The sequence below is a fragment of the Janthinobacterium sp. OK676 genome, from assembly GCF_900103595.1.
In the GTDB taxonomy this organism is placed as follows: Bacteria; Pseudomonadota; Gammaproteobacteria; order Burkholderiales; family Burkholderiaceae_D; genus Janthinobacterium.
In genome coordinates this window covers 20,665-38,709 of the sequence record NZ_FNHA01000015.1, presented here as the reverse complement: position 1 = coordinate 38,709, position 18,045 = coordinate 20,665, and the positions used below count along the sequence as shown (strand labels likewise).

General features: G+C 61.4%; 15 protein-coding genes. 3 read left to right on the top strand and 12 right to left on the bottom strand.

The window, feature by feature from the left end:
• The first annotated feature begins 7 nt into the window (after nucleotides 1–7).
• Complete coding sequence (locus BLU39_RS24930; protein WP_092718293.1) at nucleotides 8–190, top strand: LPS translocon maturation chaperone LptM; 183 nt, start codon at nucleotides 8–10, stop codon at nucleotides 188–190.
• Here the strand turns inward: BLU39_RS24930 and BLU39_RS24925 are convergent.
• The 5 genes from BLU39_RS24925 to BLU39_RS24905 form a co-directional block, all read right to left on the bottom strand.
• Complete coding sequence (locus BLU39_RS24925) at nucleotides 187–840, bottom strand: protein-methionine-sulfoxide reductase heme-binding subunit MsrQ (RefSeq protein ID WP_092718291.1); 654 nt, start codon at nucleotides 838–840, stop codon at nucleotides 187–189. The genes BLU39_RS24930 and BLU39_RS24925 overlap by 4 nt on opposite strands.
• Before the next feature lie 9 nt (nucleotides 841–849).
• Nucleotides 850–1,827, bottom strand: a complete 978-nt coding sequence (msrP, locus tag BLU39_RS24920; protein ID WP_092718289.1) for a protein-methionine-sulfoxide reductase catalytic subunit MsrP — start codon at nucleotides 1,825–1,827, stop codon at nucleotides 850–852.
• A 72-nt stretch (nucleotides 1,828–1,899) separates the two neighbouring features.
• Nucleotides 1,900–3,051 carry a c-type cytochrome biogenesis protein CcsB gene (gene ccsB, locus BLU39_RS24915; protein ID WP_092718286.1) on the bottom strand — a complete coding sequence of 384 codons (1,152 nt, stop codon included), beginning with the start codon at nucleotides 3,049–3,051 and terminating at the stop codon, nucleotides 1,900–1,902.
• A 64-nt stretch (nucleotides 3,052–3,115) separates the two neighbouring features.
• The gene (locus BLU39_RS24910; protein ID WP_092718283.1) at nucleotides 3,116–5,212 is read right to left on the bottom strand and encodes a cytochrome c biogenesis protein ResB; all 2,097 of its coding nucleotides are present in this window, start codon (nucleotides 5,210–5,212) and stop codon (nucleotides 3,116–3,118) included.
• A 185-nt stretch (nucleotides 5,213–5,397) separates the two neighbouring features.
• Entirely contained in the window at nucleotides 5,398–6,069 is a 672-nt protein-coding gene (locus tag BLU39_RS24905) for a c-type cytochrome (RefSeq protein WP_092718280.1), read from the bottom strand.
• A gap of 186 nt (nucleotides 6,070–6,255) precedes the next feature.
• Here BLU39_RS24905 and yihA point away from each other — a divergent pair, with 186 nt between their 5' ends.
• The gene (gene yihA, locus BLU39_RS24900; protein WP_034753234.1) at nucleotides 6,256–6,999 is read left to right on the top strand and encodes a ribosome biogenesis GTP-binding protein YihA/YsxC; all 744 of its coding nucleotides are present in this window, start codon (nucleotides 6,256–6,258) and stop codon (nucleotides 6,997–6,999) included.
• Between the two features lie 70 nt (nucleotides 7,000–7,069).
• Here yihA and BLU39_RS24895 read toward each other — a convergent pair whose 3' ends face one another.
• The 5 genes from BLU39_RS24895 to BLU39_RS24875 form a co-directional block, all read right to left on the bottom strand.
• On the bottom strand, nucleotides 7,070–7,978 hold the full coding sequence (locus tag BLU39_RS24895; protein ID WP_254789063.1) for a hypothetical protein: 909 nt from the start codon (nucleotides 7,976–7,978) through the stop codon (nucleotides 7,070–7,072).
• 258 nt (nucleotides 7,979–8,236) lie between these two features.
• The gene (locus tag BLU39_RS24890) at nucleotides 8,237–11,347 is read right to left on the bottom strand and encodes an efflux RND transporter permease subunit (RefSeq protein ID WP_092718277.1); all 3,111 of its coding nucleotides are present in this window, start codon (nucleotides 11,345–11,347) and stop codon (nucleotides 8,237–8,239) included.
• The gene (locus BLU39_RS24885; protein WP_092718274.1) at nucleotides 11,344–12,510 is read right to left on the bottom strand and encodes an efflux RND transporter periplasmic adaptor subunit; all 1,167 of its coding nucleotides are present in this window, start codon (nucleotides 12,508–12,510) and stop codon (nucleotides 11,344–11,346) included. Before BLU39_RS24885 ends, BLU39_RS24890 begins: the two co-directional genes overlap by 4 nt.
• Nucleotides 12,511–12,597: 87 nt before the next feature.
• On the bottom strand, nucleotides 12,598–13,956 hold the full coding sequence (locus BLU39_RS24880) for an ATP-binding protein (protein WP_092718271.1): 1,359 nt from the start codon (nucleotides 13,954–13,956) through the stop codon (nucleotides 12,598–12,600).
• Nucleotides 13,953–14,681 carry a response regulator gene (locus tag BLU39_RS24875; protein WP_034753223.1) on the bottom strand — a complete coding sequence of 243 codons (729 nt, stop codon included), beginning with the start codon at nucleotides 14,679–14,681 and terminating at the stop codon, nucleotides 13,953–13,955. Before BLU39_RS24875 ends, BLU39_RS24880 begins: the two co-directional genes overlap by 4 nt.
• Nucleotides 14,682–14,867: 186 nt before the next feature.
• Here BLU39_RS24875 and BLU39_RS24870 point away from each other — a divergent pair, with 186 nt between their 5' ends.
• The gene (locus BLU39_RS24870) at nucleotides 14,868–15,371 is read left to right on the top strand and encodes a Spy/CpxP family protein refolding chaperone (RefSeq protein ID WP_157808871.1); all 504 of its coding nucleotides are present in this window, start codon (nucleotides 14,868–14,870) and stop codon (nucleotides 15,369–15,371) included.
• Between the two features lie 112 nt (nucleotides 15,372–15,483).
• Here BLU39_RS24870 and dsbD read toward each other — a convergent pair whose 3' ends face one another.
• Nucleotides 15,484–17,433, bottom strand: coding sequence for a protein-disulfide reductase DsbD (dsbD, locus tag BLU39_RS24865; protein WP_092718264.1), 1,950 nt, complete (start codon nucleotides 17,431–17,433; stop codon nucleotides 15,484–15,486).
• A 158-nt stretch (nucleotides 17,434–17,591) separates the two neighbouring features.
• Nucleotides 17,592–17,984: a 50S ribosomal protein L17 gene (rplQ, locus tag BLU39_RS24860; protein WP_034753219.1), complete on the bottom strand. Its 393-nt coding sequence runs from the start codon at nucleotides 17,982–17,984 to the stop codon at nucleotides 17,592–17,594.
• Nucleotides 17,985–18,045 lie beyond the last annotated feature (61 nt).

Here is an 18,045-nt window from a genome sequence, read left to right as displayed (position 1 = left end):
TCTAATCGTGAAGTCATCCTCAGCGTTTTATATCGGCACCGCCATTGTGGTTTCTAGCATCCTGGCCGGCTGCGGCCAGCCCGGTCCTTTGTACCTGCCCAAGCCGCCAGCGGCCAAGGGTGCGCCAGCCAAAGGCCCCGTCGAACCGGCGCCCGTGCCGCCGCCACCGGTGATCGTGCCGGCAACCTAAGTCGAGCGTACCGGGGTGGCAGCCTTGGCCGCCCTGGTGCTTTTCTCGCGCTTGCTCCAGGCGAAATAAACGCGTATTAGCAGCAATAGCGCGACGATGCTGCCGAACAGGATCGGTTGCGCAAAATTATTCTTGCCCGCCTTCATCCACCAAAAGTGCAAGATGCCCAGCGGCGCGATGAGGTAAATCAGCCGGTGCAGCCATTGCCAGCGCTTGCCCCCTAGGCGCTTGACCATGCCATTCGTGCTCGTTACGGCCAGCGGAATCAGCAGCACGAAAGCAATAAAACCCACCGTGATGAATGGCCGCTTGAGCACATCCTTCCACATTTCCTGCACATCAAAAAAGTGATCGAACCATAAAAAGGTCGTGAAGTGCAGCGCCGCGTAGAAAAACGCGAACAGGCCCAGCATGCGTCGCAGCTTGATCAGCCAATTCCACTGCGTGAGTCGCCGCAAGGGCGTGACCGCCAGGCTGATGCACAGGAAATACAGGGTCCAGTCGCCCGTGCCGCGCGTGATGAATTCCAGCGGCTCCACCAGTTGCCCCGTGTAGGTCAGCCAGACCATGCGTGCGAACGGCAGCAGCGCCAGCAAGAAGATCAGGCTTTTCAGCAGCGACAACTGCCTGGCTGTGGGATTGAGGACCATGGTCTTTCCTTAAAAAAACTTCTTCAGATCCATGCCCGCGTACAGGGAAGCGACATCGTTGTAGCCATTGAACATCAGGGTCTTGCGCTTGCGCGCGAGAAAACCGTCTTCGCCGATGCGCCGCTCGGAAGCTTGCGACCAGCGCGGATGGTCGACGTTCGGGTTCACGTTCGAGTAAAAACCATATTCGGACGGCGCCGACAGATTCCACGAGGTACGCGGCTGTTCCTTGACGAAACGGATCTTGACGATGGATTTGGCTGACTTGAAACCGTATTTCCACGGCAAGACCATGCGCACGGGCGCGCCGTTCTGGTTCGGCAAGGTTTCGCCATACATGCCCAGGGTCAGCAGCGCCAGCGGATGGTTCGCCTCATCGATGCGCAAGCCTTCCGTATAGGGCCACTGCAACACGCGGCTGCCGACACCCGGCATCTGCTTCTTGTCGGCCAGGGTGATGAATTCCACGTACTTGGCATTGCCCGTCGGCTCCACTTTCTTGATGATTTCCGAGAAGGAATAACCGACCCACGGGATGACCATCGACCAACCTTCCACGCAGCGCAAGCGGTAGACGCGCTCTTCCAGCGGCGCCAGTTTCAGCAAGGCATCGAGGTCCAGGGTCATCGGCTTCTTGACTTCGCCTTCGATGCTGACCGTCCACGGCCGCGTGCGCAAGGTGCCCGCGTTCTGCGCCGGGTCGCTCTTGTCGGTGCCAAATTCGTAGAAATTGTTGTAGCTGGTGGCGTCTTTATACGCCGTCTGCTTGTCCAGCGCGGAATAGGCGGGATTGAGCTTGGCGGCCAGCTTGGGATTGGAGCCTTGCGCGAACGCTTCGCGGCTGGCCATTTCCAGCAAGGCCGCGCCGGAGATCGACCCCAGCGCTACTTGCCTGATGAAGCTGCGGCGCGATTCGAATACGGCGCGCGGCGTGATTTCGGAAGAATACGGCAACTCGATGCCGTTGGGACTGCGCTTGATCAACATGGCGGCTCCGGAAAAAGGTGATTGGATATACCTTACACCAGTTTTTCCGGGCCGTTCATGACGCTTCTGTCATTAAAGTTTGCCGTAAGAATGCAAGCCTGAAAGGAACATATTCACGCCGAGGAAGGCGAACGTCGTCACCAGCAAGCCCACCAGCGCCCACCACGAGGCGACGCGGCCGCGCAAGCCCGTCATCAGGCGCATGTGCAGCCAGGCTGCATAGTTGAGCCAGACGATCAGCGCCCACGTCTCTTTCGGATCCCACGACCAATAGCCGCCCCACGCTTCAGCCGCCCACAGGGCGCCCAGGATGGTCGCTACCGTGAAGAAAGCAAAGCCCACGGAAATGGCCTTGTACATGACGTCGTCAAGCACTTCCAGCGACGGCAAACGGTCGACCAGGTAGCCGCTTGACTTGAGCAGGTAGGCGGCCGCCACCATGGCCGACAGGGCGAACGTGCCGTAACCGATGAAGTTGGCTGGCACGTGGATCTTCATCCACCAGCTTTGCAGGGCCGGCACCAGCGGCTGGATTTCGGCCGCGTCGCGCGTGACCGTGTACCACATCAGGAACACGACGGCCGCCGAGATGACCAGCATGACGAAGGCGCCCAGCTGGCGCGTCGCGTAACGCTGCTCGTAATACAGGTAGAACATGGCCGTGATCAGGGAAAACAGGATGAACACTTCATACAGGTTCGACACGGGAATATGGCCAACGTCGGCGCCGATCAGGTAAGACTCGTACCAGCGTACCAGCATGCCAGTCAGGCCCAGCACGACGCCGGCCCAGCACAACAGGGAGCCGACGGACGAACCGAATTCCGAGCGCGCCACGAGGCCGATCCAGTAGAACAGGGTCGACAGCACGAACAAGGTGCCCATCCACAGGATGGCGGACTGGCTCGACAACATGTATTTCAGGAAAAATTTCTGGTTCGCCATGTCCAGGTGGCCGCTGTACAGCTCGATGGCGAACAGCGACAGCACGGCGGCCAGCGGGAGCAGCCAGCGCACGGGCTTCCAGTGCCAGCCCAGCCACGCGAACGTGGGCGCCGCGGCCAGCAGAATGGCTTTTTCATAGATATCCATGAAGGCGCCAAAGCGCATCAGGCCGAACAGGGAAGCGGCCAGCAGGCCGGCGCCGTACAGCCAATCGATCAGGCTCAGGCGCTTGAAAAATCCTGGTTCCTGCGTATATATTTGCTTGTTTGCCAATTCCATCATTTTCTCCATTCCCGGCGGCGCTGCAGCGCCCCGAAACTCAGCCAATCCAACTCAGCGCAGCTTACGCCGATTGCGGCAGCTTTGCCTTCAAAGTCTCAAATTCTTTTTCAAAATCCAGCGTCTTGCGCTGCGTGCTCATGGCCATCAAGGCCTCGCTCGCCCCCTCGCCATCCTTGATCCAAACCCACAGGCGGCGCTCGCGGATATAGAACATGGAAAATACGCCGATCACGAGGAACAGGCAACCGAGGTAGACCACGCTCTTGCCCGGCGAACGCGTCACCTGCAGCACGGACGCCTTGATTTCCGTGAAGTCATCGAGCTGCAGGTACACGGGCGCGCCATAGAAGAAGCTGTCGGACAGCGCATTCGTGGCCAGTTGCAGGAAGCGGCCATGCTTGTCATCGGCCTCGATGGCTTTCAAGCCATCCTGGGCGCGTGCCGCCTGCCACAAGTCCCACAGGCTGCCGTTGAGGATTTTCATGAAGATATCGGCCGCTTTTTCTTGCTCGGCGGCAGGAATTTTCTCCAAGAAACGCGAAATGGCGAGGAAACCGCCCTCTTGTCCATTGCCGGCAAAGATGCCCAGGCTTTTCGCCGCCGACTCCTGCAACTGGCCGCGCAAGGCTTCCGCGCCCGCCTGCGGCATGGCGCGCGCCGCATAGCGGGCGGCCGCCTGCTGGCGCAGTGCGGGATCTTGCAGCGCGGCACGCAAGCGCATCCATTCGTTCACGCTGTAATTGTCATCGGCGGGAATGCGCAGATAGCTGAACGGGTCGCTGGGGTTGATGCGCATGCCGGCCAGGAACACCGTCGTGCCATCGACCGTGACGGGCTGCATGTAGTTCTGGTATTCGCGCGCCTGGCCCGTCTTGTCGCGCAATTTGTATTGCACCGAAGGACCGACATTCTTGAGATCCTTGTTATGCGCGTTCTTTGCGGCCGAACCGAGGCGTTTATCGAGGCCAACGGCAAATTTATCGTTGAAACTTTCCGCCTTGCTGACGGCGCGCACGTCCTGGCCCGCGCTGAGGTTTTCCACGTTAAACGGACGGAAACCCGACCATTCCACCGTGTAGGAATTGCCATCACTGCGCTCGAGCGGCGTGCTGCCGCCCACTTCGCCGCCGATATCGAAGCGTTTCGTCGTCTTGCCCGCCATCGGGTAGCCAGTCAACTTGAGTTTGCTGCCGCCATCTTCAAAGCTGGACTGGTACAGGGCCAGGCCCTTGTAGAGCAACGGCTGGTTGACTTTGATCGTCGCTGGGAAACTTTTCCCTGTTTCATGATCGGTAATGACGACATCGCTGGCGAACAGCTTGGGCATGCCCGTGCTGTAGAAATCGATGTGGAATTTTTTCAGCAGGATGGTGATGGGCAAATCCTGGATCAGCACGCCATCGGCCTGGGGAATGATGGCCGTGTTGCTCGACGAGCCTTCCGGGATCATGGTATTGCCGCGGAAAGTAGGGTTCGACAGGCTCAAACGGTGCTGGGCGGGAATGTCGGCGATCACGCCGCTGCCCGCAAATGGCGTCTTGCCAAAGAACCACTGTTGCACGCGTATCGGCATTTCCGAATCGAGCAAGCCGCCCACGCAGATGATGACGATGGCGCCGTGGGCAAAGATATAGCCCCACTTATTGGCCGCGCCCCGCTTGGCGGCCACCAGGGTGGCATTGTCCTTCTCGACCACCTTGGCCTGGTAGCCGGCGTCCTTCAGGCGCATCACCATCTGCTGCGCCAGCACGGCGCGCGGCAGCGGCGCCTGCCATTCCGTCTTGTGGTGGAAATTGCGCAAGGATTGCTCGCGCACAGTTTCGCGCCAGCTGCGCATGTCCTTGAGCATTTTCGGCGCATTGCGCACGATGCACAGCGAGGTCGAGGCGACGAGGAAACCCATGATCACGAGGAACCACCAGGCCGAATACACGGAGTACAGGCTCAGCTTGTCAAAGACGGCAAACCAGAACGGCCCGAACTGGTTCACATAATTGGGCATGGGCTCGTTCTGCTTGAGCACGGTGCCGATGATGGAAGCGATGGCGATCAGGGTCAGCAGGCTGATGGCAAAGCGCATCGACGAGACCAGCTCGACAAATTCAGCCAGGCTGCGGCGTTGGGTTTTTAACTCGATTCCGGTCGTGCCAGTGCTCATACGTGGATACTCATACGGGATATGCAATCTTCAAGAAAATGTAGGCATGGAGCAGAGTGTTTCTCCGCGCAAGGCGGCAGCATACTCCTGTTTGGCCCTGGCCATAAAAAAGGGCGGCCTGTCGAGACGGCCGCCCTTCTTCATGCGCACTGATGCGTCTGGCAATCTCTTGCCACTATGAAAACTTACTTCAGGCCGGCGATGTAATCGGCCACGGCGGCAATCTCGTCATCCGACATGCGGGCGGCGATGGTGTGCATTTGCGCACTGTTCTTGCGGGCATCGGCCTTGGTGCTGCGGAACATCGTCAGCTGGGCCACCGTGTAATCCTGGTGCTGGCCGGCGATGCGCGGATACTGGACGGGAATGCCATTGCCCGTCGCGCCATGACAGCTGGCGCAGGCGGCAACTTGCTTGGAAGCAATGCCACCACGGTAGATTTTCTTGCCCAGGTCGATGGTATTCTTGTTTTTCGCGGCACCCGGCTTGGAGACCTGCGCCCCCAGGTAGGCGGCGATATTCTTCTTGTCGGCGTCGCTGAGCATCTTCGCGTAGGTCGTCATGACGGGCTGGTTGCGCTCCGGCGTCGTGAAGTCGACCAGTTGCTTGTAGATATAGCTTTCGTGCTGGCCAGCCAGCTTCGGATTGACCGTGATGGTCGAATTGCCGGCCGCGCCATGGCAGGATACGCAGGCAGGCAGACCGCGCGCCGCATCGCCATCGGCGTACAGGGTAGCGCCCTTGGCAGCGTCGGCCTTGGCGGCCGGTTGTGGTGCTTCGACCTCGGAGGCAGTTGCCGATACAGCCAGCAAAGCGAGCAGCATGGATTTGAACAACGGTGAAAACGCACGATTCATTCAGGCACCCTGAGACAGTGAGAAATTAGTGGTGGACATTGCCGCGCCCTGGGGATTTTTGCTTTATTTTCAGGGCCGCAAGCCGCATCGCTGCTACGCCGGCAACAATAAACAACCCCTTATTGTACAATAGCTTCTTGGCGTTATCGCTCCCTTATCGCTCCCTTTTGTTGCTTTACTACTCCCATGTCAAAACTCTGGCAAGCCCGCTTCTTTACGACCGTCAACCAATTGCGTGACCTGCCCGATACCACGGTGCCGGAAATCGCCTTTGCCGGCCGCTCCAATGCCGGTAAATCGACCGCCATCAACATCTTGTGTAATCAGAAAGGCTTGGCGTTCGCCTCCAAGACACCTGGCCGTACCCAGCACATCAACTACTTCTCCATCGGCGGCGCCCACGTGGCGCAGCACCGCAAGGATGCCACCATCGTCGAAGAGATCGAATGCCTGCTGGTCGACTTGCCGGGCTACGGCTACGCGGAAGTATCGGGCTCGGCCAAATTGCACTGGCAGCGCCTGCTGGGCGACTACGTGCAGCGCCGCGAGCAATTGGCCGGCTTGATCCTGATCATGGATTCGCGCCGCCCCTTCACCGACCTGGACATCCAGATGCTGGAATGGTTCGCTCCGACAGGCAAACCGATCCACTGCATCCTGACGAAAGTCGATAAGCTGAACCGCAATGAGTCCGTCAACGCACTGCGCCAGGCAAAAGCCAAGCTCGACAGCTACGTGGATGAAGACGGCGTCGGCTTCCCGTTCACCGTGCAACTGTTCTCGGCCCTGAAGCGCGTCGGCATCGACGAAGCCAACGACAAGATCATGGAACTGGCCGGTATCAGCGAAGACGGCGCGGCCCAGATGGTCGAACTGATCGAGATGGAAGACGACGTCGAGCCGGAAGCGGGAACCGACAAACCGGCTTGATCGAAATCAACGCTGCGTAAAAAAAGGCTGCCCGTTCGCACGGTGCAGCCTTTTTTATTGCAGCGAGCGCCTAGCGCCGTCCCGGCCCTGGCCGCTTTTCCGAAAAGAATTCCTGGCGCAGGAAGGCGGTCAGCTCGGCCGTGTCCTCCACCCTGGCGCTGAGGTTGACATTGCGCCCCAGGCGCCGCGATTCCCACACGAAGTCGCCCGGTTTTTCGGCACGGATCAGCTGGATCATCTTCTTGATGATGGCCGTCTCGATATCGGGCTCATTGCCCAGCTCCACTTTTTCCTGCTTCAGCCAGTTGCGCTTGAAGTTGCCATTCCAGCCCTTGAACTTGACTTCCGCGCTGAACGAAGTCTGGTTGACGATGGAAAACACGCCCCCCGAATCCTCGCGATCGCTACCGGAATTGCGCCCCTGGGCACCGGCGATATTCGCCTTGGCCACACGCATGGCGCGGTCGTTTTCGCTTTCCTCGGCCGGCGGCGTGGGATTTTGCGCCTCGCGCTGCTTGCGCCGCTGCTCGATCATCGAGCTCATGTCTTCGGCGGGCGGCGGTGGCAACGGCACTTTCGACACCAGCGGCGGCGTGTAGGTTTCCAGTTTCGGCTTGTCGCGCGGCACGTCTTTTGTCACCACGCGCTTGCTCGGTGCCGGCGGCGGTTTCACCTTGGCCACTTTCGTGTCCTTCGGCTTGGGCGTGGGTTTCGGTTGCGGCTTCGGTTGCGGCTTGTCCTTCAGCGGCGCGATGTAGACCATCGCGCTTTCCTTCTTCGGCGGCGGGATCTTTTCGATCGTGTCGCTGCGCAAGAGGACGTACGCGGCCAGCAGCACGTGCAGCAACACGGACACGCCGAGCGCAACCTTGCGCGTGGTGCTGGTCCTGGACCCGTAGGCCGGTGGTGGCTGGATCACTTGCCCGCAGGTGGGGCAAACATCGGAATCGGCAGCCAACAAATGGGTCGTGTCATGCAAAATGAATCGTGCTTTCTGTGTAGCGAAGAAATAACATTACAGGGCAGCCATAGTGCCAGAGTCCCTTGCTTTTGGGAACACTTCCTCGGCATTTCCAACCCGAAGCGTACAGGATAGCGGCATTCCTTGCAGCGCTGACCAGAGTACCCGAGCCGTCCCTTGACGGTTGTTACCGTATGTATCACTGCCCATACAAAACCGGCGCCCCATTCACTCAGGAAAGGGGCGCCGGTCACGGGGCACAGCTCACGCAAGCGCTCAAGCCTTGTTGTCGAGCGCCACCAGTTGCTCGTCCGTCACAGGTCCCGTGCCGCTGTACTTGTCCAGGAACAAATAGATGACTGGGGTGATGAACAGGGTAATTACTTGCGAAAACAGCAATCCTCCGACCACGGCCAGGCCCAGCGGCTGGCGCAGCTCGGCGCCCGCACCGAGGCCCAGGGCGATGGGCAAGGCCCCCATCAGGGCCGCCGCCGACGTCATCATGATGGGGCGGAAACGCAGGATGCACGCCTGGCGGATGGCTTCGGGCGGGCTCATGCCTTCATTGCGCTGCGCATGCAGGGCAAAGTCGATCATCATGATGGCGTTTTTCTTGACGATGCCGATCAACATCAGGATACCGATGATGGCGATCATGGTCAGATCCATGCCGAACAGGCGCAAGGTCAACAGCGCGCCCACGGCCGCCGACGGCAAGCCGGCCAGGATGGTCAGCGGATGGATGTAGCTTTCGTACAGCACGCCGAGCAGCACATAGATCACGGCCAGCGCGGCGATGATGAGGATGATCTGGCTCGATTGCGAATCCTGGAACACGGCCGCATCGCCGCCATAGCGCGTGATGATGGACGCCGGCAAGCTCATGTCCTTGCCCATCACGTCGATCTTGCCTGTGGCCACGCCCAGCGGCACGTCCGGCGCCAGGTTGAAGGCGATCGTGACGGCTTGCAGCTGACCCTGGTGATTGACGGAGGTGGGGCCTATCGTGCGTTCCACGTAGGCGATGCTCGACAGCTTGACCAGCTCGCCCGACTTGCTGCGCACGGACACGCGCGTGAGCGCATCGTCATACTGGCGGTCCGCCGTGGCCGCTTCCAGGATCACGTAATAGCTGGCGGCCGACGAATAGATGGTCGACACTTGCCGCTCGCCAAAGGCGCTGTACAGGGCCGTGCGGATATCGGACATTTGCACGCCCAGCAGGTTGGCCTTGTCGCGGTCGATCCGCAGGGAAGCCTGCAAGCCCTTGATCTGCGAATCGCTGGTGACGTCGCGGAAGGCGGGATCGGCGCGCATGCCCGCAATAAACTTTTCCGCCCAGTCATTCAAGGCGTCGGGGCTGACGCTTTGCAAGGTGTACTGGTAGCGGCTCTTGCTCTGGCGTCCGCCCAGCTGCAAGTTTTGCACGGGACGGAAATAGACGGCCATGCCCGGCACGGCGCTCGTCGCGCGGCGCAGGTTTTCCAGGACCACGGGCATTTTCGGCCGTTCGCTGCGCGGTTTGAGCACCATGAACATGCGGCCCGTGTTGCCGCCGCCGACGAACGACGTCACATCCTGCACGCTGGGGTCCGCCTTGAGCACGGCCGCCACGCGGCCTTGCAAGTCCTGCAGTGCGGCTGAAGAGATATCTTCCGACGCTTCCGTATTCACCTGGATCTGGCCCAGGTCTTCCTCGGGAAAGAAACCTTTCGGAATGGTCGCGTACAGCAGCACCGTCAGCGCAAAAGTGCACACGGCAATGAACAGCACCACGTTGCGGTGCGCCAGGGCCTTGTCGAGCAGATGCACGTAACCGTTGCGCAATTTCGTGAAACCCGCTTCGAAGTGGCGGCCGATGAAGGACTTTTCGCCATGCGTGGGGTCGTTGTCATTGTGCTCGCGCGAGTCGGCCGGCAGGAAGCGGCTGGCCAGCATCGGTACCAGGGTCAGCGACACGATGGCCGACACGAGGATGGACAGCGAGACGACGACGGCAAACTCGTGGAAAAGCAAACCGATCACGCCCGGCATGAAGAAGATGGGGATGAACACGGCCACCAGCGAGACGGAAATCGAGATGATGGTGAAACCCATCTCCTTGGCGCCCACGAGGGCCGCCTGGATCGGTTTCTTGCCCATCTCGATATGGCGCACGATGTTTTCCAGCACCACGATGGCATCGTCGACCACCAGGCCCACGGCCAGCGTAATGCCCAGCAGGGAAACGTTGTCGAGGCTGTAGCCGAGCCAGTACAGCAGGGCCAGCGCGCCCAGCAGCGAGATCGGCATGGTGACGGCCGGAATGAAGGTGGCCGCCGCGCGGTGCAGGAAGAGGAAGATCACCAGCACCACGAGGATCACCGTCAGGGCCAGGGTCAGGTTGACGTCGTGGATGGCTTCGCGGATCGAGACGGACCGGTCGTTGACCAGGCTGATCTGGATGGAGGCAGGCAGTTGCGCCTTGAAACCGGGCAAGAGTTTGCGCACGGCATCGACCACCTGCACCGTGTTCGCATCCGGCTGGCGCTGCACCAGCAAGGTGATCGAGCGCTCGCCATTGAAACTGCCGGCCGTCTTGGTCGACTGGAAACTGTCTTCCACTTCGGCCACTTCCTTCAGCCGCACGGGCTGGCCATTGCGCGTGGCGACGATGAGTTCGGCAAAATCGGCCGCCTTCATCATTTGCGGGTTGCCCTGGATGGTCAGGGTCTGGCTGGGTCCGTCGAGGATGCCCAGCGGCGAATTCGTGTTCGAAGCGCGCAGCGCCGTGGCCAGCTCGTCCATCGTCAGGTTGCGCGCGTTCATCAGGTCGGCACGGGCGCGCACGCGCACGGCAAAGCGTTTCTGGCCATTCACGCTGACCTGGGCCACGCCAGGCAAGGTCGACAGGCTGGGCGCGATCAGGTTTTCCGCATAATCGTTCAGGTCCGACAAGTTCAGCGATGGCGACGTCATCTGGATGAACAGCACGGGCGCGTCGGCCGGATTGACCTTGCGGTAGGAAGGCAAGTCCGTCATTTCCGTCGGCAACTGGCGCTGCGCGCGCAGCAGGGCCGCCTGCACGTCGACGGCGGCCTCGTTGACATTGATGCTGGCGTCAAACTCCAGGGTCAGCGAGGTATTGCCCAGGGTACTCGTGGACGTGATCAGGCTCAGGCCGGCGATGGTGGAAAATTGCTTTTCCAGCGGCAAGGCAACGGACGACGCCATGGTATCGGGGCTGGCGCCGGCCAGGTCGGCGCTGACGTTGATGACGGGCGTGTTGTAGCTTGGCAAGGCGGCCACGGGAATGTGGCCATACGCCAGCACGCCGGCGAGGATGATGGAGAGGGACAGCAGCACCACCATGACGGGGCGGCGGATGCTCAGTTCGGACAGGTTCATGCTGGCTTGCCCTGCGGTGCGGCGGCGCCATCGGCAGCCTTGTGTTTTTCCGCCAGGCGCACCTTGCCGCCCGGACGCAGGTTCTGCTTGCCATCGACGATGACTTGTTCATCGCCATTCAAGCCGGTCACGACGGCATTCGGACCGAACGCATACACGCGGGCAATCTTGCGCACCTTGGCCGTGTTATCAGGCTCCATCGAATACACGAAGACGCCCGTGGTATTGGTGATGATGGCGTTTTGCGGAATGACGAGCGCATCCTTGAGCGTGCGCACCGTCAGCTGCGTATTCACATACTGGCCGGGCCACAAATCGGTTGCGCCATTGTTGAAACGCGCCTTGACCTTGATCACGCCCGTGGCGGGATCGACGGCATTGTCGATGAAGCTGAGTTTGCCCTCCATCTGCTTGCCGCCCGCGTCCGACAGCAGCGCCTTGACCGCCACTTCGCCCGCCTTTTGCGCCGCCAGCAAGCCCGACAGGCTGCTTTCCGGCAAGGTGAAGGACACGTCGATCGGGTCGAGCTGGGTGATGCTGGTCAGCGACGTGGCCGGCTGCACCAGGCTGCCCGCGTACACATTGATGGCGCCCACCCGCCCCCCCTGTGGGGCGCGCAGGACGGTGTAGCTGGAGTCGACCTGGGCGGCGCGCAAGGCGGCCTGGTCGGCAGCCAGCAAGGCGCGTGCCGCGTCGAGCTGGCTTTGCAGGGTGTCGACGGCACCCTGGGCAATAAAATTCTTGCTCAGCAAATCCTGGCTGCGCTTGAGCTGGCGCTCGAGGTCAGCCACCGAAGCGCGGTCGCGCAAGACCTGCGCCTGCGCCTTGTCGACATTCGCGTGTTCGCTGCGCGCGTCCAGCGTGAACATCAGCTCGCCTTGCTTGACGAACTGGCCTTCGCGGATGTGTACCTTGGTAATCGTGCTCGTCGTCTGCGGGTGCAAGTCGACGCTGCTGATCGGCATCACGCTACCATTGGCTTGCAGCACCATCGGCACATCCTGGCGCACGGGCGCCACCACGCTGACAGTCGTCGGCGCCTGCGCCCCATTCTTGCCGCCCTTGCCTTTGGCCGCGTCACCCGGCTGATGATTGAAATACCAGATGCCGCCACCGATACACAGGGCCGCACCCACCAGGATTGCCAGGCTAGTCTTTTTCATTATTCTGTCACGCTGTCGCAGCGCAAGGCTGCAGGTTGAAAGTGGTTACCAGAGGGCTTAACGCGCAATATTGTCGCATGGAAATGCTTACTTTCCTGCGTAATACTCTGGCACGATGAGGGTGACTTCCAGTCCACCGTCGACGTGATTGGCCAGCAAGACCGTGGCGCCATGCTGCTCGGCGATGTTGCGTGCGATGGTCAGGCCCAGGCCCGTGCCGCCCGATTCGCGCGAACGCGAGGTCTCGATGCGGTAAAACGGTTCGAACACCTTGGCCAGCTGATCGGGCGCAATACCGGGGCCGCCGTCGCGGATACGGATGCGTGCCGCGCCGGCGATGCGCTCGACATTCACCTGCGCATACTGGCCATATTTGACGGCATTGTCGATCAGGTTCACCAGGCAGCGCCGCATGGCGATCGGACGCGCCATCAAGGCCATGCCCGCCTGTCCACTGAGGGTCACTTTCTGGCCGGCATCAGCTGCGTCGGAACAGACACTGTCGAGCAGGGAATCGAGGTCGAGCGCCTGCATCGCTTCCGTGCTGTCCATCGAGCGGGCCAGGTCCAGCCCTTCCTTGACCATGCTTTGCATGGCCGACAAATCGCCCACCAGGCGGTCATACAATTCCGTATCGGCCACCTTTTCCAGGCGCAGGCGCAAACGCGTCAGCGGCGTCTGCAAGTCGTGCGTGATAGCGGCCAGCATTTGTGTACGCTGGGAAATGTGCTGGCGGATGCGCGCCTGCATGGCGTTGAAGGCGGCGCTGGCCTGGCGGATTTCGCTGGCGCCCGACAAGGTCAGCGGCGGATGGTTGATGTCGTTGCCCAGGTCTTTCGCCGCCTGCGCCAGCTGCTTGAGCGGGCGCATGGTCATGCGCGTGACCAGATAGGCGAGGATGGCGATGCTGATCAGGAAAGGCAGCAGGGTCATCCAGTCGTTATGTTCGTTGAACGGCGGCTGCTGGCGCGGCGGCAAGACCATCAGGCGCAGCACGTGACCGTCCTGCATGCGCACATCGAGGTTTTCGCAAGTGCCACCCCATGGCTTGGCGGAAAACATGCCCGGTGACTTGCGCGGCTCGATGCAGGCGGCCGGACGTTCGGCCAGCGCACTGACCTTGAAGCCTTCGCCCAGTTTCGCTTGCAGGGCGGTGGAAAACTCCGTCGGCTTGCCCGGAACATGTTCGACGTCGGGACGCAATTCCAGGCGCACGCTGCCCTTGTTGGCCACTTTCAGGTAGGCGGCGCGCGAGGCCAGCGGCACCACGTCGGCCGCCATCACCAGCTGCTCGGCCCGCTCGACGGCGTGGTAGTCGCGGTACTGTTCGATCGCGCGCTGGCGTTCACCCACGGCCAGCCACTGCGTCAGCGCGGCCGAAGCGACGATGCCGATCAGCAAAAACATGAAGACCCGGCCCGTCATCGAGCCCAGGAAGGCCTTCACGCGTGCGGCTCCACATTGACCTGGCCGGCCAGCACGTAGCCGCCGTTGCGCACGGTCTTGATGATTTGCGGCAAGCGCGCGTCTTCACCGAGCTTTTGCCGCAGGCGGCTGATCTGGATATCGATCGAGCGGTCGAACGGATCGGCGTCGCGCCCCTGCGTCAGGTTCAGCAGCTGGTCGCGGTTGAGCACGCGGTTCGGGTGCTCGAGGAAGACGCGCAGCAGGCGGAATTCCGCGCCCGACAGCATGATCACGAGGCCGCTGGGATTGAGCAAATGGCGTGCCGTCAAGTCCAGCGTCCAGCCGGAAAAGCGGATCTGCTGCGCCTTGTCCGACGGCACGTTCGACGGCATCGCATGGCTGCGGCGCAGCACGCTGCGTATGCGCGCCAGCAATTCACGGGGTTCGAACGGTTTCGGCAAATAATCGTCGGCGCCCATTTCCAGGCCCAGGATGCGGTCCAGCGGCTCATTGCGCGCCGTCAACATGATCACCGGCACCGTCGATTGCGCGCGCAGCTTGCGGCACAGGGTCAGGCCGTCGTCGCCCGGCAGGTTCAAGTCGAGCACGATCAGATCGGGCCGCGTTTCATCGAGGATTTTCCACATGGCCGTGCCGTCCGCCGCGCCCAGGGTACGGTAGGCGTTCGTTTCCAGGTAATCCGCCAACAAGCTGCGGATATCGCGGTCGTCGTCGACGATGAGAATTGTAGAAGTAGGTTCCATGGTACGAATTATCCCCACTTCCCCAGGCCTTGCACAGCGCATTTGTATCGTCTTGTATATAGAAGACGCGAAGAAACATATCGATACAAACTGTCTGGCAGCGGACACTTCGGGGAAACATGGAGAGTCCAACATGGCTTCATGTGCAGCAACATGTACATCCCTCACTTTTACAAAGGAATCCAGATGAACGCCTCAATGACAACCTTGCGCAAGAATTTGATCATCGCCATGAGCGTACTCGGCATGGGTGCGGCATCGCTGACCGTCCACGCCCAGGAAGCGGCCGCCAGCGCGCCTGCCGCCAGCGCCAGAATGCAACATGAAGGCCACCGCGGCGGCAACCCTGCCGAACGCATGGCCAAATACCAGGCCCGCCTGCACGACAAGCTGAAGCTGACGGCCGCCCAGGAACCGGCCTGGGCCGCGTTCACGGCCGCCAACGCACCGAAAAAACCGATGGGCGACTGGAAAGCCAGGCATGAAGCGATGGCCAAGCTGTCCGCGCCGGAACGCATGGAACAGTGGATCGCCATGTCGAAGGAACGCATCGCCGACCAGGAAAGCCGATTGGCCTCGCTGAAGACTTTTTATGCCGTGCTGACGCCGGAGCAAAAGAAGGTGTTTGACGACAGCGTGCCTGGCGGCAAGCATGGCGGCCATCGCGGTGGCCACCATAAAGCAGGCTGAGCGTAGGTCGGATTGGCGGCGGAACGCCGCGCAATCCGACAACCTTGTTGACGGGTGCGGTGGTGTCGGCTTACGCCCTGGCGGGCTAACCCGACCTACCCGGCCTACCGTCCTACTCGTCGAGCTTGCGCAACGAGGTCAGGAAGGTTTGCGCGTTCTGGAAGCCGATCACGCGCGACTGGGCGATTTCCTGCCCTTGCGGGTTGAACATGATGATGCCCGGCGGGCCGAATAGCTGAAAACGTTTCAGCATGGCCTTGTCGTCCGCATCATTGGCCGTCACGTCCACCTGCAGCAGCACGGCCTGTCCCATCTTCTCGCGCACGGCGGGGTCGACGAAGGTCAGTTTTTCCATCTCGATGCAGGACACGCACCAGTCCGCATAAAAGTCCAGCAAGGCCGGCTTGCCGTTCAACTGGGCCAGCGCCGCATCGAGCTGCGCCACGGTTTTTACCCGCGTAAACGGCTGCGCATGCACTTGGCCACCACCCAGGTGCGCCAGCGGCGCCAGCGGGTCGCGGCCACCGCTGGCCACGCCGACCAGTTGCAGCACGCCCAGCACGGCGAAGACGAGGCCGAAGGCCCTGGCGACCCAGGCGTTTTTCGCACTGCTCTTGCCTACCAGCAGATACATGCCGTAGCCGACGAACAGCACCATCCAGCCCAGCATCTGCACCGCGCCCGGTAGCACTGGCGAGACCAGCCACCAGGCCACGCCCAGCTGCAGCACGCCAAAGAAGCGCTTGACGGCATCCATCCACGCGCCGGCGCGGGGCAGCAAGGTGCCGGCCGACACGCCCACCAGCAGCAGAGGCACGCTCATGCCCACGGCCATCGCAAACAGGGCGCTGCCGCCGATGACGACGTCGCGCGTCTGGCTGATGTACAGCAAGGCGCCGGCCAGCGGCGCGGCCACGCATGGCCCCACGATCAGGGCGGAAATGGCGCCCATGACGAACACGCCCGCCAGGCGGCCCGACGCTTGCTGGTTCGACACGGACGTCAGCTTGCCTTGCAGGAAAGCCGGCACTTGCAACTCATAAAAACCGAACATCGACAGGGCCAGGCCCGCCATCAGCAAGGCAAAGAAACCGAGCACCCACGGGTTTTGCAGCTGGGCCGCCAGGCCTTCGCCCGCCAGGCCGGCCGCCACGCCCAGCACCGTATACACGATGGCCATGCCCAGCGCGTACGTCAGCGAAAGCAGCAAGCCGCGCGAGCGGCTGACCTTGGCGCCATCGCCGATGATGATCGACGACAAAATCGGCACCATGGGCAGCACGCACGGCGTAAATGCCAGGCCCAGGCCCAGCAGCATGAACAGGGGCACGATGACGAGCAGCTTGCCGCCCTTCAGGGCCGCTTCGATCTTGCCCATTTCGCTTTGCGCGGGCGCGGCGCTGGCCGCCACGGGGGCCGCCGCTACCGGCTCGGGCGTGCTGGTGATGTCGGCCTGGGGAATGCTCATCACGGACACGCCGGGCGACGCCTGTGCCTGCGGACCGTTGACGGCCGCCGTGTCGACTGCGGGCGCTGCCGGCAAGGCGAATTTCGACGGCAGGCCGGCGCCGGGCGCCTTGCTTTGGCCGCCGCCACCGCCCACCAGCTGCGCCGTCGCGTCCTGCGGCGCATAGCACAGGCCCTTGTCGGAGCAGCCCTGGCCCGTCGCCTTCAGGGTGAACGCGCCGGCCGCTTCCACGGGTATCGTGATGGTGAGGGTCTTGCGGAAGGTTTCCACGTTCTTCTGGAAAGTCTCGTCGAACTTGACCTTGCCGGCTGGATACACGGGCGTACCCAGCCTGGCGCCCACGGCCTCGAACTTGAAGCGCTCGTGGTACATATAGTAGCCATCGGCGATCACGTAGGTGACGGCGATGGTGGACGGGTCCTGCATGCGGGCGGAAAACTTGAAGGCCAGCTCGGGATCGAGGAATTCATCGTCGGCACGGGCATGACTGGCGCCAAAGACGGCCATCGCCAGCAGCAGACAGGTGGTAAACCAGAGCAGCAGTTGATGCAAGGGAGCGGCGCGCGCGGTGGCGCTGGAGGGGAAACGGGACATGAACTACCTTTTCGACCATTCGACAGAGGACGCGCGGAGCAGGCAGCGCTTGTGCCGGGCCGGCGCGAAAGAAGAATAGTACACCGCAGCAAGGATAGCTGCAGCAGAAAACAAAAAAGCCAGGCTAGGCCTGGCTTTTTCAGATGCAATTACTGGGATTACTCGCCAGCAACTTCAACTGCTTCGGTCGTATCTGGACGATCCATCAGTTCAACGAACGCCATAGGAGCGTTATCGCCGACGCGGAAACCCATTTTCAGGATACGCACATAACCACCGTTACGGTTGGCGAAACGCGGGCCCAGTTCAGCGAACAGCTTGACGACCATTTCACGGTCGCGCAGGCGGTTGAAGGCCAGACGCTTGTTTGCCAGGGAGTCGGTTTTGCCCAGGGTCAGAATTGGCTCGACAACGCGGCGCAGTTCTTTTGCTTTTGGCAGGGTGGTTTTGATCGCTTCGTGACGCAGCAGCGATACTGTCATGTTGCGCAGCATTGCCAGACGGTGGGACGAGGTACGATTCAGTTTACGGAGGCCGTGACCGTGACGCATGGTAAATCCTTTCGGTAGTGAGTTTAAATCCAGTTCTTCGATCAATGAAACCAGGGTTTCA

What these genes read in the sequence shown, in the direction of transcription:
- BLU39_RS24870 (WP_157808871.1), top strand. Translation starts at nt 14,868, where the DNA reads ATGAACGCCTCAATGACAACCTTGCGCAAGAATTTGATCATCGCCATG.
- msrP (WP_092718289.1), bottom strand. Translation starts at nt 1,827, where the DNA reads ATGTTGATCAAGCGCAGTCCCAACGGCATCGAGTTGCCGTATTCTTCC.
- ccsB (WP_092718286.1), bottom strand. Translation starts at nt 3,051, where the DNA reads ATGGAATTGGCAAACAAGCAAATATATACGCAGGAACCAGGATTTTTC.
- rplQ (WP_034753219.1), bottom strand. Translation starts at nt 17,984, where the DNA reads ATGCGTCACGGTCACGGCCTCCGTAAACTGAATCGTACCTCGTCCCAC.
- BLU39_RS24875 (WP_034753223.1), bottom strand. Translation starts at nt 14,681, where the DNA reads ATGGAACCTACTTCTACAATTCTCATCGTCGACGACGACCGCGATATC.
- BLU39_RS24925 (WP_092718291.1), bottom strand. Translation starts at nt 840, where the DNA reads ATGGTCCTCAATCCCACAGCCAGGCAGTTGTCGCTGCTGAAAAGCCTG.
- BLU39_RS24905 (WP_092718280.1), bottom strand. Translation starts at nt 6,069, where the DNA reads ATGAATCGTGCGTTTTCACCGTTGTTCAAATCCATGCTGCTCGCTTTG.
- BLU39_RS24890 (WP_092718277.1), bottom strand. Translation starts at nt 11,347, where the DNA reads ATGAACCTGTCCGAACTGAGCATCCGCCGCCCCGTCATGGTGGTGCTG.
- BLU39_RS24885 (WP_092718274.1), bottom strand. Translation starts at nt 12,510, where the DNA reads ATGAAAAAGACTAGCCTGGCAATCCTGGTGGGTGCGGCCCTGTGTATC.
- yihA (WP_034753234.1), top strand. Translation starts at nt 6,256, where the DNA reads ATGTCAAAACTCTGGCAAGCCCGCTTCTTTACGACCGTCAACCAATTG.
- dsbD (WP_092718264.1), bottom strand. Translation starts at nt 17,433, where the DNA reads ATGTCCCGTTTCCCCTCCAGCGCCACCGCGCGCGCCGCTCCCTTGCAT.
- BLU39_RS24910 (WP_092718283.1), bottom strand. Translation starts at nt 5,212, where the DNA reads ATGAGCACTGGCACGACCGGAATCGAGTTAAAAACCCAACGCCGCAGC.